This window comes from Maribacter sp. 1_MG-2023 (genome assembly GCF_030547005.1).
Lineage (GTDB): Bacteria > Bacteroidota > Bacteroidia > Flavobacteriales > Flavobacteriaceae > Maribacter.
This window is the reverse complement of record NZ_JAUOPN010000005.1, coordinates 75,275-94,749: the sequence shown is the minus strand read 5'-3', so window position 1 is coordinate 94,749 and position 19,475 is coordinate 75,275. Positions and strand designations below refer to the sequence as shown.

Sequence of the window (19,475 nt, the reverse complement as noted above, 5' to 3'; positions counted from 1 at the left end):
GTTACTTGTTATATTAAATCTTGAAAATCAAGATTATTGTTTTTCCCGTTTAAATTGAAATCCGTTTTTTAAAAATCAACCTAGCCGATATTTATTTTCAATATCACCTACTCCTTTTATTTATAACCCGATAATTACAAACACTGTTTTCGTCATATCTAATTCTATGCTCAGATAACAGTTGTGTAATTATTTCTCTGGTTTCATTTTCATCTAGTTGAATTTTTTCTCCTAAGTCAATTTCATTTAATTGATTCTTATTTTCAATTAATGCTTTAAAGTATCTGTCTTTATTTTCCATGTTTTTGTTTTATTACAGCTATCATCATATGCGGACTAAAAGGTAAAATGTAGCTATCGTTTTCTGTAACTTGTAGTAGTTCAACTAATGTCTTTCTCTTTTTATGATTTAGCATGTTTGCAAAGAAGTCTTTATCAAGCCAAGCCATTCCTTCAACCGCATATGTGTTCAAGTAGGTTAAATCTTGCTGTCTGAATTCTTCTTTTAGTTGTTCGGGTTTGTGATAATAGGCTTCGGTCAAGAGCCAAGGAAAAGCATCTGGTGGATTGTGAATTCCAGAAGTCAATTCATTCTTGCACATTTCAAAGAATGACCTTTTGTGTATGAGTCCGTTTAAGAGCCCAACCAAAGTTGATGCCGTATAATTGATAGCGAATCCTAAGATGATTCCGCCATTTTTTAAAACACGCCTAGCTTCTATAATGGTTGATTCTCTATCTTCTTTTCTCTGAAGATGATAAAGAGGACCATGAAGTAAGATGAGGTCTGCATAATTATTTGGGAAGTCTAATTTTCTAGATTCACCCAAATGAACCGAGAACTTGTTCTTTAATTTCTTAGCTCTATTTTCTGCTAGTTGTAAATGTTTAGCAACGGGTTCTACCAAATAAACTTCATGACCTTTTTTGGCAAGCCACTCAGCATACTTTCCTGTACCACCACCAACATCTATAATCTTAGAAGATGATGTAGAAAGGTGTTTTTCAATAAGCGATTTTATTCTTTCAAACTCAAATAGGCCCATGCCTTTTTCTAGTCTGGTTTCTTCAGATGCTTTGTTATAGAACATCTCTATATTTCTTGGTATTAACTGTTCACTTTTCATTTTTGATTTACGGTAAGAGCATCGCATTTCGAATTGTGTACTACAATTGAAAGAGATACTGCAATCGATTTTTTAATCAATTGTTTCTGTTTAAATTTTTATAAAATAATGGGTTGTTATTATCTGTGCATTAGAAAGTCTCTATGCACTAAGTACTCGTTGGTCGAGCTCGTCTTTTTAGAAAGACCTAGATAATATGTAGAATTAGTATAGCAGATTTTAAAGATAGCCATTCTTAATTTATACTTGGCTTACTACAATAGATAATTGGCGGGACTAAGGATTAAAGAAGTTTGTTTAACACACTTATTAGCCTCTTTTAGCAATTGTGAATTAGATACCCAATAAAGTGCTTCAAATTAATAATTGTTCTGTAGAGCGACTAATTCGCGCCTGAACCAAGTACATTTTAATGGACTGGATTTCGAATGAATTTTTGTAAAATCAATACAACTATTTAAAAAGCATTCATTTTGTGTGCATTATTATAAAACTCAATCATCTTTATTAATACAATTATTCTTATTTCTACTTCTTTTATATATCCACCTTAAGAATGTGTCGTAGTAAATTTGAGGTGTTTTTTAAGAAAGAATTGACTTCAAAACTCTCATTTTTTAATAGTATTATTTCAATTTTTTTTCCGCTTAAAATCGAATTTCCCCTATCAAAAACTGGGTCCTTCTAATATAATAATTGCCACTTTAGAATTCAAAAACTGGTAGGTTTTTCGAGAGTTTTCACAACTAATTTTTTACCTAATTATTAAAAAAATCAAAATATTAAAGTTGCGGTAGTACGTACTTAATCGTTGAAATACACTCTTTTCTAAAAAACGTAAACCCATTCTATTTGCTGTTTCACAACAGAAAACATCGTTGCTACAACAATAAATTCTTTAGCCAACTAGTATGGTTAATATTTGTTATTGGAAAATTCCCCATTGAACGATGCGGTATTGATATCGAATGATAGGAAGGCTTCAGCAAATTTATAAAATGACCAAACTGACTCAATTTTTAGATTTTACCAAATACATTTCTCTTATGGGAAAAAATTCCTCCAAATATTTATTTTTCATTTTATTCTTGGCACTAGGTTTACAGACCGCCGTTTCTCAAGTTAAAAATGATTTTGACGTACGTTACGAAGCTGATATTCGAGGTGAACTTACCTTCATAGCGAATAACATTGTCAACAGACGTATACCAGAAAGCACTCGTAGACAATGGGTTTTTAGAAATGGTAGATGGAGAAGGGAAAACGTTACTACCCCAGAAGTATCTCCAAATGATCCTTTGAATGACACAGGTAGTGCTTCAAATTATAATGATAATTATGACATGCAATACATTGATGTCGATAGTGATACCAGTACTTTTAGTTCTAGTAGTGCGAACTTGGTAATCCCCGATGTTGATTGTTCTTTAGTGCGTTATGCAGGTTTATATTGGTCAGCTGTATATGTAAATTCAGATAGAAGTAATATTGATGATATTAAGTTTAGAACCCCTGGTGGGTCTTATCAAGACATTACTGCAGATGAGATAATTTTTGATGGTGCAGGCGATGCTGATTTTGGATATTATAGTCCATACGCTGCATACAAAGATGTAACTTCTATTGTATCAGGATTGGCAAATCCTAATGGAGATTACTTTGTTGCAAATGTTAGGGCAAGCACTGGTAATAATATTTCAGGTGGTATTTCAGGTGGATGGAAAATGGTTATTGTTTATGAAAATCCAAACCTTCCCGGTGACAAATTTATAACCACTTTTGATGGTTATGCGGGTGTTAAATCGGGAGAAAGTATTGATATTCCAGTAAACGGATTTACAACCTTACCAGCTCCTTTTCCAGTGTATGCAAATATGGGTGTTGCTGCTTTAGAAGGTGATAATAGGATTGGTGGAGATGCATTACAAATTAATGCAAACGGTTCTTTTACTACATTGTCAAATGGTCAAAACCCAGCTAATAATTTTTTCAATTCTAGTATTACTCAATTTGATACTCAATATACAACCAGAAACCCTAATAGTATAAATACCTTAGGTTGGGATGTTGACCTTTTTGAAATACCTAATGGTGGTGCTAGTAATACTATAATACCTAATGGTGCCAATAGTGCCGTTTTAAGGGCTAGTTCTTCACAAGACAAATATGATATTTTCTTTACTTCTTTTGATGTAGATATTATTGCCCCAAACATTATTTTGGAAAAAAGAGTACAGACACCTGGTGGTGTAGACATTACCGGGCAAGGTGTAAATTTAGGTCAAACTCTTGATTATGTATTGACCTTTGAAAATATTGGTAATGATGATGGGGTAAACTATACCATTAGAGATATATTGCCAGTAAACGTTTCACCACCAGATGGTAGAAGCTTTTTTAATGATACCGATTTTTCTTTTCCCGCGCCGATATGTACCGGGTCACCTAGAACCTGTTATGAAATAACCTATACTTATGATTCAGCAAGTAGAGAGATAGTATTCAATATACCAGATGTTTATGTAGAAGATGAAGATGGTGAGTATTCTATTATTTTTCGAGTTCAAGTTGCCGAAAATTGTTTTGACTTTATCAATGCTTGTTCAGATTTAATAGAGAACCTTGCTTATAGTTCTTATAGAGGAGAAAATAATTCTGCCCAAGTTACAGATGATCCAAGTGTTACCGATTTTAATACATGTGGGTTTATAATTCCAGGAGCAACCAATTTTCTTTTAGATGATCTATCCGATTGTAATTTTGAAAGAACCATAGAGCTTTGTGGTGCTAGTGCCATTTTAAATGCGGGCGATGGATTTGATTCTTACATATGGTATCGCGATACAAATAACAATGGAGAAATTGATGCATCTGATATTGAAATTAATGATGGTGATCCAGATAATGACCCTAGTACACAAGTTGTAACTCTTGTTGGACAGTATATAGTAGATAAAATTGTTGCTGACCCTTGTAAAGGGTTTAAAGAGATTATTACTGTAGAACCATTTGGTTCTGGTAATTTACCTAACCCGGTTACAGAATACTTTAATGAAGTAAATGGCGATACTGACCCTAGCAACGATATACCTGGCGAGATTGTTTTTTGTTCTGATGACAACTCTTACTTACCAAAAATATTCTTATGTGGTATTAATGATTCGCAACCTTTAGCAGTAAATATAGTTGATGCACAAAGTGTAGCTTGGGAACGTTTGGTTGAAGGTAGCTGTGGTGTAGATGTTGGAGAAGATTGTGCCAATAGAGCACTTACATGTGCATATACAGAAGTTGGTACTGGCAGTAATTATTTATTAAACGCGCCAGGTGAATACAGGCTTTCAGTTGTTTATCAAAACGGTTGTACAAGTAGTTTTTATTTTAAAGGTTTTCAGAATAACTTAGATATAGAATTTAATAATAGTGATATCATTTGTGATACCGAAGGTAACATTACCATTACAAATCTTGGAAATGGATATGGATATCAACTCGTAGATAACGACACTAATGCTAATATCGTTCCATTTAGTGCAAACAACGGACCTAGTTTTGATTTTGCTTCTAGCGAAAATGGTTCTTATAGAGTAGAGGTTACCCAACTTGATTTAAACGGCGACCCTATACAAGATGCCTGTATCTTTACTACACCAGTAATAGGTATTAGAGAAAGAGCTATAACTTATAGTGTAAGTGTAACTCCAGAAACGTGTTTCAATTTAGGTACTGTTACGCTACAGATTACTGATGCCGATCCACCATATGCTTTTGAACTTAGAAGAGATGATGGTACAAATAGCGGATTAGGAACTTTAATAGACAGCCAAAATGGTCATGCAGATAATAATTATTCTTTTACAGATGTAAGTGCTGGCGATTATATCGCTTATATTTCTACAGATGATGGTTGTTCTTATAGCGAAGAAGTTACTGTTTTAGATGAAAACGACTTAGAACTGACCGCAAGGGTTTCTCAACATATTACGTGTAGAGAAGGTAATATTTTAATGGACTCAGAAGGTGGTAAAACACCGCACACCTATGCAATTTGGTCTTATGTTGATGAATCTGGAACTACGGTTACTTCTTATCCTACTTATGCAGATATACCGGCAACTGACTTTCAATCAAGTCAAATATTCGACATTTTAAATCCAGGTGATTATGTCTTTGTAGTATTAGATAGAAATGGTTGTTATAAAGAATCTAATACGGTAACTATCGAGTTTGAGCCGGCCGCCGAGTTCGATGCTATAACACTGGTTGATGTACTTTGTTTTGGTGAATCTACAGGTAGAATTCAATTTAACTTAATAGATAATAACGGGTATCAATTAACCTTCTTTCTTTTTGATTCTGATGACCAACCTTTAGGCGAGAATACAACAGGTCTTTTTCCAAACTTGGAAGATGGTGATTATAGAGTTGTAATCAATCAAAGAAAAGGTAGTGCATCATGTGATTACGAAGAAAACTATTCAATTGCCGCACCTGCTTCTGCAGTTAGTGGAACTTCGGTTTTAATTCAAGATTATACTTGTCTTCAAGAGGGTATTATTGAAGCACAAAATGTTACCGGAGGTACTGCTCCATATGAATATAGTATTGACGGAATCAACTTTATTCCAGATACTACCGTAAACGCACATCGTTTTGAAAATTTAACTGACGGTACTTATAATCTTGTAATTAGAGATGCCAATGGATGTACGCTAAGTACAGACGAAATTGTAATTGACAGACCAAATCCTCCAACAGATTTAACTATTACAGAATCACAAATTTCATGTCCGGCACAAACCGCTAATTTAACAGTAAATGCAATTAATGGTGCGGCGCCATATGTTTATACAATTACGGCACCTTCTGCTTTAACCCCTACAAGTACTTCAGGTAACGAAGCTGTTTTTGAAGGCTTGGCTCCTGACACTTATACTGTAAGAGTTACCGATGTCGATGGTTGTTTTTATGAAGAAAATTATACGATAAATGCGATTAGCCCAATATCGGCAAGTGGGCAAACAACACAACCAATTAGTTGTTTTGGTGCTGCAGATGGCGTTATCCGTTTTAATGTAAACTTCCAAGCAGGTCAAAATTTCACGTACACAATTACGGGTCCAACAGGAGTTGAAAGAACTGGTGGTACTGAAGCTTTAATCGATAATATCAACAACTTAGCTGCTGGTATGTATACCATAGCTATTGTTGACACTGATACTAACTGTACATACAGTGCTTCACATGAATTAGAAGGTCCCGCTTCGGCATTGGCAATTTCTAGTTTAACAGAAATACAGCCAAGCTGTACATCGGCCGGTAGTGTAAGTGTTCTTGCAGATGGCGGATGGGGAAGTTATGTTTATGAACTGAACAATCCAGATAATACCGTATTTGGTTCTAATGCTACAGGTTCTTTCAATGGCCTATCACAAACAGGAACCTACAACGGTACTATTACCGATGCTAATAACTGTAGTATTCCTTTTACTTTTGATCTAAATCCTGCGACTGCTCCAGTTTTAGAAATAACACCTAATCAAGATTGTTTTGACAATGCTGTATTATTGACATTGACCGCTAGTGTTTCTTCTGGTGGTGATGGCACTTTTGAATATAGCTTGAACGGTGGTGCTTTTAGTAGTACTAGTGTATTCCCAGGATTATCAGCAGGAACATATACTATCGATGTTAGAGATGGCAATAATTGTACAGGTACAGAAAGTATTACTATAGACCCAGCGTTAACGGTTACTGCAAGTGCTAGTAATATTACGGCATGTGGTACCGAAACCGATATTACTATTAGTGGTGCTGGTGGAGATGGTAATTATGTGTACGCTGTTGTTGATGATGGAATTACACCAACAGCTGGTGATTTCGACCCAAGTAATACAGTTACGGTGACCGGAACAGGTGACTATGATGTGTATGTAAGAGACAATAGTGGAACGGCAGATTTCTGTGAATCTTCATATGTGATTACAATAGACCAAGATGCTCCTGTAGCCGCAACAGAAACTGTTGTAGATGTTACTTGTTTTGGCGGAAATAACGGTAGTATTTCTTTAGCACCAAGTGGTGGTGAGGCGCCTTATACATTTAGTATCAATGGCGGTACTTTCGGTACGGAAAGTTCTTTTAATAGCCTTACCGCTGGAACTTATGATGTTAGGGTAAGAGATGCAAATAGTTGTGAAGCGATATTATCACTTTCTGTAAATGAATTGCCTGAAATTATAGCGGAAAGCGCACAGACAGAAGATTATACGTGTAATCAATTAGCAGAAATTACTGTTGGTGGCATAACACCTACAACAGGTGGTTCTGGTTCTTACCAATATAGCTTAAATGGTGGCGCTTGGACGGCGGCTACGGCGGCGGGTGCAGTTTTTACAGATTTAACGGATAATACATATCAGGTTCAAGTTAGGGATGCAAACAATATCAATTGTGTTGTAACTCTTCCTGAAATTATAATAGCTCCATTACCAACGGTACCTTCTTTAAGTAGTAGTGTTGCTTATAGTTGTGATGGTACAGGAATAATTACAATTCTTCCAAACAATGCAACGTATACCTATAGTATTGATGGTAATACGCCTCAAATAGGTGATAATGTATTTATTAATGCAACAGTAGGTCAACATACCATTACCGTAGATTATGGTAGTGATTGTACTACGGTTATTGTTGTAGATGTTCAAGATGGTTTTGCTTTCGAAGCAGCAGTGCTTTCTTCTAAAGATTTGGATTGTAATGCAGATAACTCTGGTTCGATAACTTTTGAGGTAGCTAATTATGGTGCAAGCGGATTCGAATATAGTTTAGATAATTTTGCTAGTATTTTAGGTAGTACTACAGTATCTCCACAAACAATATCAGGACTTGCAGCTGGTAATTATACAGTTTATGTTAGAGATGCGGCAAGCACTTTACCAGGGTGTACAACATTTTTCGATCGTACTATTGATGAACCAACATTAGTTGTTGCCGATGCAGATCTTACACAAGATTTTACATGTAACAATGGCGGTGCAGAAATTACGGCTAGTGCAACAGGTGGTACTCCAGGCTATACGTATCAATTGGAAGAAGATGTGCTCGGAATTGTAACTGCATACCAACCAGATACTGTTTTTAACGGATTGCCCGCCGGTACGTATTACGTTCGTGCTAGAGATACAAATGGTTGTTCAGATGTAAGCGATACTCCAATTGTAGTTACAGCACCAGAAACACCAATCTTCACTTTACAGGAAACAACGTGTTACAGTGGCAGTAATGATGCAACTATTGTGGTAGATGTTACTGCAGGAAATGGTGATTACCAATTTAGAATCAATGGTGGTTCTTATGTTACTCCGGCTCCAATAGATGCTACAACGTATACTTTCACGGGACTTTCAAATGGCACATATACTGTTGAGGTTACCGATGCATTTGGTTGTGATGCTGCGGCTCAAACCATAACTATCGAACAACAAGTAACGGTTAGCGCAAGTGCAAGTACAATAACTGCTTGTGGTACCGATAGTGAAATAAATATTACCGCTGCAGGTGGTGATGGTAATTATGTATATGCGGTAGTTGCCAATGGAGTTACTCCAACAGCTGGCGATTATGCAACAACGAATCCGGTTACCGTTTCTGGTTCTGGAGATTACGATGTGTATGTTCTTGACAATAATGGAGGCGCAGATGCGTGTCCTGCAATGTATGATATTAATATTGCTCAAGATGCTCCTGTAGCAGCAACACCAACTGTTGTTGATGTTACTTGTTTTGGTGGTAATAACGGTAGTATTTCTTTAGCACCAAGTGGTGGTGAAGCACCATATACTTATAGTGTTGATGGTGGAACTACTTTTGGTTCTGTTAGCTTATTCAATAATCTAACGGCTGGTACGTATGATGTTCGAGTTAGAGATGTAAACGATTGTGAAGTTACATTATCTGTTGATGTAGATGAGTTACCTGAAATAGTAGCAGAAAGTCTACAAACAGAAGATTATTCATGTAATCAATTAGCAGAAATTACGGTTGGTAGCATAACACCTACAACGGGTGGTTCTGGTTCTTATCAATATAGCTTAAATGGTGGTACTTGGACAGCGGCAACTGCTGGTGGAACAGTATTCACTGGCTTGTCTGATGGTACATTTACCGTTCAAGTTAGAGATGCAAACAATATTGCTTGTTTAATAAGCCTTCCAAATATTATTATTGCTCCTTTACCGACAGCTCCTTTGTTAAGTAGTTCTGTTGATTACAGTTGTGATGGAACGGGAATTATTACAATACTTCCCAATGATGCATCGTATGCATACAGCATTGATGGAAATACGCCTCAAACGAGCAATGTGTTCAATAATGCTGCAGTTGGTCAACATACCATTACGGTAAATTATGGTAGTGATTGTACAACAGATATTATTGTAGATGTTCAAGATGGTAATGCTTTTGAAGCTGCAATTTTATCTTACGAAGATTTAGATTGTAATGCCGATAATTCTGGTACGATAACTTTTGAAGTTGACAATTTCGGAGCAGGTGGTTATGAGTATAGCTATGATAGTGCTTTTGCAACTATCGAAGGTAGTGATACTGCTGCAACACATCAAATAACAGGTTTAGCTGCTGGTACTTATACCATCTATGTTAGAGATGTAGACAACCCAATTGCTGGTTGTACTGAAATGTTGACTCAAATTATTAATGAACCTGCAGTTTTAACGGTTTCTAATACGGCAACACAACCTACATGTATTGATGACGGTGTCGTAAACATTACGGTTACTGGTGGAACTTCTGCATATTCTTATGTAATTCAATTACCAGATGCTTCTTTGACGCCAGCACAAAACACAGGAATATTTACTGGTCTTGATCAATTAGGTTTACATACCATTACGGTTACCGATGCAAACGGATGTACTGATACGGATACCTTTACTTTGGTAGCACCGGTTATTCCAGTAGCTAGTATTTTACCAACTTCAGATGTATGTTTTGATACTTCTGTTTCAGGTTCTGCAACAATAGTAGTTGGAGCAACTGGAGGGTTAGCTCCATATTCATATAAAATGAATACAGGTGTATTTGCAGCTTCAAATACGTTTACAAACCTTACTCCAGGTAGTTATACTTTTGAAATTAGAGATGCCAATGGTTGTACAGATACAGTAACTTTTGATATTGAAACTCAGTTAACAGCTAGTCTTGCTTTAACTAAAGATCTAGATTGCTCGGCTTCACCAGAAGCTAGTATGAATTTAGTAGCAACTGGCGGTTATGCACCATATGCTTATGAATTAGAAATAAATGGTGGTGGGTTTACTGCATTCGCAGGAACTTTCCCACATACAACTGCAGCTGCTGGAACATATAGATTTAGAGTAACGGATGACCAAGGTTGTACGGCTGTTTCAAATATAGTTACGGTTACGCCAACGGTAAACCCGGTTGCAACGGAAACAGTTACTCCACCAACATGTTTTGGTGATGCTAATGGAATTATAGAAATAAACATTGATCCTAATTTTGGGTCATCTCCTTATCAAATTAGTTTTGAAAGTAGTGCCTTCACAAGCCAAAGGGTTTATACAGGTTTGGCTGCCGGTACGTATACTTATACGGTTAGAGATTCTAAAGAGTGTGTTTATACCCATTCTGTTACAATTATCGACCCAGTATTATTTGACGCTAATGTTGTTGCTACCGATGTTAGTTGTGGCGCAACAGGAGACGTTCCTGGTAGTATTGATATCACTATTACAAGTGGTGGTGTGCCTAATTTTACATATACCTTATATGACAACCTTAATAATATCGTTGCTACTACGGGTCCAAACCCTATTGTAAATACAGCGGCGACTACTGCTACTTTTGATGGCTTGGCGTTTGGAGATTATTATGTTCGTGTATTAGATGCTAATGGTTGTGAGTTTTATCAAAACCCGGTAAGAGTTCTTTCTAATCCTTACTTATCTGTAGATGCAGTTGTTCCTGCAGTAAGTTGTATTACTGGAGGTACTGTAGAGCTTTTGGCTAGTGGTGGTTCTGGTAATTATGATTTTACCATATATGGTGCGGGAACTATTCCAGATTCAGAGGCTGCAGGTGCTAATCCAAATGAGGAAGTAGCTACTTATAACGGACTTAATCCTGGTCAATCTTATGTTTTTCAAGTAATTGACACCAATACTAGCTGTTCTAGTTTCGTTGAGGTCGATATTCCTAATTTATCAGCAATAGATGTTGTTGCAGACCCAACAGTTACCGATGTAGCTTGTTTTGGAGATACAAACGGTTCTATTTCGTTCCAATTTGAACTATATGATACTAGTGTAACCACTATTAATTATGAAATTAGAGAAAGTATAACGAATACACCAGTTGGTGCTGCATATTCAGGTAGTGTAATTGGTCCAAACGGACCTGGTCCAACTGCTTTGGAAACAGTATCAAGTATTCCTCCTGGAGATTATGTATTATTCTTCCAAGAAGCGGCTACTCCTGAATGTACGAATACATTTGAGTTTAGAATTTTAGAGCCTAATCCAGTTACATTGACTTTGGCAGACCAAAATAATGGATACTGTTCAGAAGATGCCAATGTTACTGTTATTGCAGGAGGTGGTAATGGTTCTTATACCTATGCATATGTTGAAGACGGAGTTACTCCGGTAGCTGGCGATTATGAGACTAATAATTACAAAGAATTAGATCCTTCTACAAATACAGATTGGGATATTTACGTGATGGATGGTAATGGCTGTTCAACTGCCCTACCAATAGATGTTACTATTGCAGATGACCCAACACCAGCTATTTCTGGTTTGGTAATCAACCAATGTACTGCAGATGAAGGTGACTTTATTATAGAAATTACATTAGATGGCGAAGGGTCTCAACCATACACACTAAGTGTAAACAGTGGTTCATATCAGTCTTCTACGTTAACTACTGCTGGTTCAACGCATCAGTTTACTGACCTTAGTTCTGGAAATTATACTGTTCAGGTTCGTGATTTTAACGGATGTGGAAATGTAGAAAACATTGAGATTTTTACCCCAGTTTCTATTTCAGCTGAGGTTGTGGCACAACCATCTTGTGCTGAAGGAGACGGTGAAATCTTAATAAAAGGTTTTGGCGGTTCTACAAATTATGAATACGAATTATTTGAAGGTGGCGTAAGTGTAAACGGAGCTCCACAACCATTGGCTAGCTTTACAGGTTTAGATTCTGGTACGTATACTGCATTTGTATATGATACTACGCTAAGTGGATGTAGTGCTCAAACAGTTATTGAACTTGAATTGGCTACACCTGTATTATTTACTACGGTGATGACAGATGTTACTTGTTTTGGTGATTCTGATGGTACTATCGTTGCTACATTGGATGCATCAATGGATAATCCTGTTTATGAATTCCAACTATATATTAGAACAGCACCATCAACGTTAACTCCGGTTGGCACACCACAAACAACAGGTACTTTTACAAATTTACCTGCTGAAGATTATGTGGTTGGTGTTACTTCTGGTCGTGGTTGTGAATTAGAAGTTGACAGTCCTGTTGGAACTCCTCTACAGATAACAAATGTAACTGCTGACGTTGTTGAATTTGGTTGTACCGTTGGTAACAATTCAAACAATGCAACGGTAACTGTAGATACTGCAGCAATAACAGGCGGCAGTAATACTTACGTTACGTATGAGTTCATTGATAGCAGTTCTGCTGTTGTTCAGTCTGGACCATCAAATGTATTAACGGTTACTGATAGAACAGGAGACACCTATACTATTAATGTATATGATGACAATGGTTGTTCAGGTAGCACCACGGCAACGGTATTGCCTTATGATGAATTAACAGGAGCTACGGCAGATGTAACGACAACAGTTACTTGTGCGCCAGGTAGTGACGGAGTAATTACTGTTACGGCAACATCTTCTGCTAGTGATGATACGAAATATGAATATAGTATCGATAACGGTACAACTTATGTTCCTAACAATGTGTTTGGTGGATTATCAGCAGGTAACTATAACTTCTTAATAAGACATACGGATACAGGTTGTATTATAACAGCTTCAGCTATAATTGAAGAACCAAATACATATACAATCGATGTAGTTAAGACAAGTGATGTAGTTTGTTTTGGAACAAATACTGGTGAAGTAACCTTTGAATTAGTAGACGCTACATATAACACAGGTTTCGATTGGGAAATTTTCCGTACCGATAATACTTCTGTCCTTAGTGGTACAGAATTAGCAAATGGTCCTACACCAATTATTAATTTAGGTGTTGGTGAATACTATGTTTCTATATCACAAACAAACAATCCTTTCTGTACTAATGTTGAATTTTTCAATATTGCTGGTCCTGATACTGATATTACAGGAGATACTATAGTAACTGATATTACATGTGTTCCTGGAACTGATGGGTCAATTACGATTACTGACGTAGTCGGTGGTTGGGGCGGTTATACATATTTTGTTGATACGGTAGCACCAACATTACCAACTGATTTCGTAGCAGATGCTTCTTTCACAGCATTAGGAGCGGGTACATACCAAGCATGGGTTCGTGACGCAGAAGGTTGTGAGCGATTAATTCAAGATAATATTGTACTTGATACTCCAGACCCAATAGCAGCTACTTTACAAGTAACTCAGGAAAACTGTACTAATTTACAAGGAGAGGTTACTGTTAGCGGTGTAATTGGCGGACAAGGAAGTAACTATACTTACCAATTGGTAATGGATGGTACTAATTTCCGTTCACCACAAAACACGTTAGTTTTCTCTGGTCTAGGTGCCGGTGAATATGAGGTAATCGTTACAGATCAGTGGGGTTGTACTTTTACAACATTACCTGTAGAATTATACGAACAGTTAAGCGCTACTACTTCTGTAGATAAAGCAATTGATTGTACAAGTATACCAGGTGGTACAATTACGATTAATGTAACGGGTGGTTCTACAAACCTTGAGTTTGTAATGACACCTCCAACAGGTGCTAATGTTACACAAACAAACGATCCAACATTTACAGGATTAACTGTTGATGGTAATTATAGTTTCTTAGTAAGAGATTTAGATACAACAAACCCGGTTTGTGAATTAACGGTAACGCAAGAATTAGCTCCTGCAATTCAGCCGGTATTTACAGATTCTCATATAGACATAACATGTTTTGGATCAAACGACGGTTCAATTACATTGACTCAAACCGAAAACGGCGTAAATCCGTTAACGTTTACCATATCTCCTGTAGCAGGAACATTTAACCCAAGCAACAATACGTTTGAAGGTTTACCTCCAAATACCTATGTTGTGACTGCAACAGGAACAAATGGCTGTAGTACTGTTTCTGGTAACATTGTAATAGATGAACCCGCATTAATTTCGAATATCAATACTTCGGTAGTTGAATTCGGTTGTACTGTAGGTAATAACCCGAACAATGCTACAATTACGGTTGACGAGACCGCCATTACGGGAGGTAGCGGTAACTATGTAATTTATGAATTTTCAGATAGTGGTTCAGCTATTGTACAATCTGGTGCGTCTAACGTATTGATTGTTACAAATAGAGCAGGTGATACATATACTATCAATGTGTATGATGATAAAGGATGTTCAGGTTCTACAACCGAAACCATTCTTCCTTTTGATGAGATTACTAATGCAGTTGCAAATGTTTCCAATACGGTTACTTGTGATCCAATTAGTGATGGGGAATTAACAGTAGTCGTAACTTCAACCTTAGGTGATGCTACTAAATTTGAGTATAGTATTGATAATGGTGTAAACTACCAATCAATGAACGTTTTCGGCGGATTATCTGCGGGATCGTATACGATTCTAACAAGGCATTTAGATACAGGGTGTATCGTTTCTGCGACGCAAACTCTCGTAGAGCCAAATACATTTACCATTGATATTGTAAAAACAAGTGATGTTATTTGTTATGGCACTGCAACGGGCGCAGTTAACTTTGAATTAGTTGATGCAACATACCCTGGCGGATTTACTTGGACTATTTATGACACTGAAGGCACATTAGCAAATATTGGCGATGATACTATTGTTATTTCTGGTACAGAAGCAACTACAAATGGTCCTACAGCTGACATTAGCTTAGAAGCTGGTAATTACTATGTTTCCATAACACAAGATAATAACCCATTCTGTACAAATACAGAAGCATTCACTATAAACGGTCCTACAGCTGATATTAGTGGGTCTACAGTAGTAACTGATATTACCTGTAATCCTGGTGATGATGGTTCAATTACAATCATTGACGTAGTTGGTGGTTGGGGTGGCTATACATACTATGTAGGTGTGGGAGTTCCTGCAACTGTAGATTTCGTGGCAGGTGCTACTTTTAATTCGCTTACCGCTGGAACGTACCAAGCTTGGGCTCGTGACGCTGAAGGTTGTGAAAGATTAATTCAAGACAATATTGTACTTGATGTTCCAGACGCGATAGCGGCAATATTAGAAGTAAACATAGAGAACTGTACAAACTTACAAGGAGAAATTGAAGTGAGTATGCCTACTGGCGGACAAGGAAGTAACTATACATACCAATTAAGATTAAACGGTACTGATTTCCGTGCACCACAAAATACGAGAGTATTCTCAGGTTTAGGTGCTGGTAGTTATGACGTAGCGATTATAGACCAATGGGGTTGTCCTTTTACAACTAATGCGGTGGTACTTTATGAGCAAATGGATGTTTCTACGATAGTAGATAAGTCTATTGATTGTTCGTCAATACCAGGTGGTGAAATCACGGTTTATGTAACTGGTGGTTCAACAAACCTTGAGTTTGTAATGACACCACCAACAGGTGCTGCTGTAACTCAGACGAATGATCCAATCTTTACAGGTTTAGTCATTGAGGGTACATATAGTTTCTTAGTAAGAGATTTAGATACAACAAATCCTATTTGTGAAAGAACAGTGACTCAGACATTAGATGCGCCGGTTGATCCAGTGTTGTTAGATGCAACAATTGTAAACGTAAGTTGTTTCGGTGGTACAGATGGTAGTATTAGAGCTAATATTGATCCGGCTACAAATACAAACCCTGAGTATCAATATGAATTATATGATATTGCTGATTTGGTTACTCCGATTGCATCTCAAACAAATCCTTTATTTACAGGATTAACAGAAGGTGATTATCAAGTAAGAGTTATTTCTAGTAGAGGTTGTGAAGACATCAAGAATGAAACTATCACAGAACCATTAGAATTAACGGTTAGTGCAGTGGCAACAGAGTTTAGTTGTTCATTAGACAATAGTGTTAACACGGCAACAATAACGGCAACTGCTGGCGCAGGTACAGGTACCGCACCATACTTATACAGTTTAGATAATAACATCTTCCAAGCACAAAATACATTCAATGTATCCGATACAGGAAGTGCACAAACTATAGATGTATATGTAAAAGATGCCAAAGGTTGTACTACGTTTGATACGGTTACAATTCAACCTATCAACACGTTCACAGCTTCAATTGCTCAAGATGTAGCTATAAACTGTACTATTGATGAAACAGTAACAATTACTGTTGCAGATAATGGTTTGGCACATAACTATGGTTATGAATTGCTACCTATAGGAAATACATCGGCTACGCTTATCAGCTCAACAGCAACTTCTGCAACGTACGATTTAAACACTGTTGGTTCTTATGTATTTAGAGTTACAGATTTAGATACGGGTTGTTATGTAAATACAGCTAGTTATACTGTTGCTCCGTTCGATTTTATTACGGCAACGGCTACTCCGGTATCAGCAGTTACATGTTTTGGTGATGCAAATGGTAGCTTAGAAATTGATATTGATGGGTACACGGGTAATTACACTTATGAAGTGTTCAATGCTGCAGGTACATCTGTTATACCTTCTACAGCATCAAATACTAGTGTTAACCCAAGAACAATAACAGGATTATCTGGCGGTAGCTATTATGTTACTATTACAGAAACCGATATTCCTTTATGTTCAGAAGACACGAATATGGTGACTATTGTATCTCCAGATATAGCGTTAAGCGGAACTGTTACAACTTTGGCAGAAGCAACTTGTACTGATGACCAAGGTGTAATAAGAGTTGAGGTTGAAGGCGGGTATAGGCTTTATGATATTGTATTAACAAACACGACAACTGGTGATGTCTTTACAATGGATGATGTTAATGAAGGAATATTTACTGATTTAGCTTCAGGCGCTTATACCATAAGTATTACCGATAATGCCGGATGTGTAGTAAACTATACAGAAACATTGGCAGCAGCGACACCAATAGTGGCAAACGCAACTCCGCTTGTAACAGACTTAGCTTGTTACGGTGATACTGGAGCCGTAGTTACTGCAAATGTAACCGGTGGCGGTAGTGGTATATATAGCTATCAGTTGAACTATTATGATGAAGCTGGTACTACAATTACAACCACAACGGGAGCACAAACGAATCCTAATTTCAATGATTTAGGTGCAGGTTTGTATAGTATTACCGTAGTTGATGGATGGAATTGTGATACCACAACAAATACTGTTGAGGTTAGAGAGCCAACTGAAGTACAGGCTAGCTTAATAAGAACCGATGCATTAACATGTGCACAAGGTGCAGAATTTGAACTTACCGCGTCAGGTGGTAGTGGTTCATACGAGTATAGTGTTGACAATATCAACTTCTTACCAATGACAGGCAATGTAGTTTACTTGCCAGAAACTGGTACATATCAAGCTGGTAGATATCAATTCTATGTACGTGATGCAATTAACGGTTGTGAATCTGCAATCTCTAATGCGATTACAGAAAGCGAAATACCGCCATTATTGTTATTTGTTGATGAAACTGCTGCAGTACTGAATTGTACTGGCGAAAGCACGGCAATTATTTATGCAACTGCTGATGGCGGATTAGGAAACTATCAATATGAATTATTTACCGATAGTTCTTTAAGCGTAGCTTCTAGAATTGCTGGTCCACAATCTCAAGGAGTGTTTAGAGATTTAGGTGCAGGTACGTATTATGTAACTGTAATTAGTCATGATTGTGAAACAACACCAGAAACTGTTATTATTGTTGAACCAACACCATTGACATACACAGAAAATGTAATAGATATTACATGTTCTGGTGAAAATGATGGCGAGATTACGGTTACACTTTCAGGTGGAGCTGGTGGTTATCAATATGCAATTTCTCCGAACTTGAACCAGTTTTATGCTGATGGTACATTTACCGAATTGACAGCTGGTGAGTATACAATAATTGCACAAGATCAAAATGGCTGTTTCGAATACTTGACATATACTATTTCAGAGCCGTCAAGTTTAGAAGTAACTGCAGAGACAACACCAGAAATTTGTGTTGATAGTCAAGATGGTTCTATCATCCTTGAAATAACAGGTGGTACGGCACCATATAGCACGGCACTGAATTCTAATGACGATGCAGACTTTGTATTGAACAGAACAGAATTCTATGACATGGCTGCAGGTAATTACCTAATCGTAATTAAAGATGCCAATGGTTGTGATACTAACGTAGTAGTTGATATTGAAACAGGTGTAAACTTAAATGCTACTGTAGTACCAGTTTATGAATGTTCAAGTGATACACCAGACAATTTTGTGAATATAACTTTAGAAGATGATAGTGTAATTGGCGATGTGCTTTATGCGATAGATTCTGTTGATCCAGCTGCTTTTCAGTTGAATCCTGATTTTAGAAACTCGGCACCAGGTAACCATTATATTACCATTGCACACTCTAATGGTTGTTTACAAACAATTGACTTTGTAATAGAAGCATTTGAGCCATTGACACTTGTTTTGGAGCAGAATAACATGAATGAAATAACTGCTGTTGTAGAAGGTGGTCGTGAAGGCTATACTTACTACTTCGATGGTTTTGACAATGGTGATAATAATATATTCTATGTTACAAGAACAGACACCTACGAAGTGCGTGTTGTTGATGAGAACGGATGTTCTACGATTGCTAACATATTTATGGAGTTCATAGACATTGAAGTTGATAATTTCTTTACACCTAATGGTGATGGGCAGAATGATTTATGGATACCTAGAAACATTGAACAATACCCTCAAATACTAATAAAAATATTTGATCGTTATGGTAGAGTGGTTTCCGAACAAGAAGTTGATTCTGAAGGTTGGGATGGAACATACTTAGACAACGAATTGCCAACCGGAGATTACTGGTATGTAATTAAACTGAACGGCGATCGTGATGAAAGAGAATTTGTTGGACACTTTACTTTATACCGTTAAAAAC

Annotated in this window: 3 protein-coding genes; 1 reads left to right on the top strand and 2 read right to left on the bottom strand. The window is 37.0% G+C overall.

The window, feature by feature from the left end; genetic code table 11:
* Positions 1-103 precede the first annotated feature (103 nt).
* Complete coding sequence (locus Q4500_RS07630) at positions 104-301, bottom strand: hypothetical protein (protein WP_303599097.1); 198 nt, start codon at positions 299-301, stop codon at positions 104-106.
* Positions 291-1,127: a class I SAM-dependent methyltransferase gene (locus Q4500_RS07625; protein ID WP_303599096.1), complete on the bottom strand. Its 837-nt coding sequence runs from the start codon at positions 1,125-1,127 to the stop codon at positions 291-293. Before Q4500_RS07625 ends, Q4500_RS07630 begins: the two co-directional genes overlap by 11 nt.
* Before the next feature lie 998 nt (positions 1,128-2,125).
* On the opposite strand from Q4500_RS07625, the gene Q4500_RS07620 reads away from it, so the two are divergent.
* A complete protein-coding gene (locus tag Q4500_RS07620; RefSeq protein WP_303599095.1) occupies positions 2,126-19,471 on the top strand; it encodes a T9SS type B sorting domain-containing protein in 17,346 nt (5,781 codons plus the stop codon).
* The last annotated feature ends 4 nt before the right edge of the window (positions 19,472-19,475 follow it).

Excerpts from the sequence above, each read along its gene's own strand:
- Q4500_RS07630 (WP_303599097.1), bottom strand. The coding sequence starts at position 301 with ATGGAAAATAAAGACAGATACTTTAAAGCATTAATTGAAAATAAGAAT.
- Q4500_RS07625 (WP_303599096.1), bottom strand. The coding sequence starts at position 1,127 with ATGAAAAGTGAACAGTTAATACCAAGAAATATAGAGATGTTCTATAAC.
- Q4500_RS07620 (WP_303599095.1), top strand. The coding sequence starts at position 2,126 with ATGACCAAACTGACTCAATTTTTAGATTTTACCAAATACATTTCTCTT.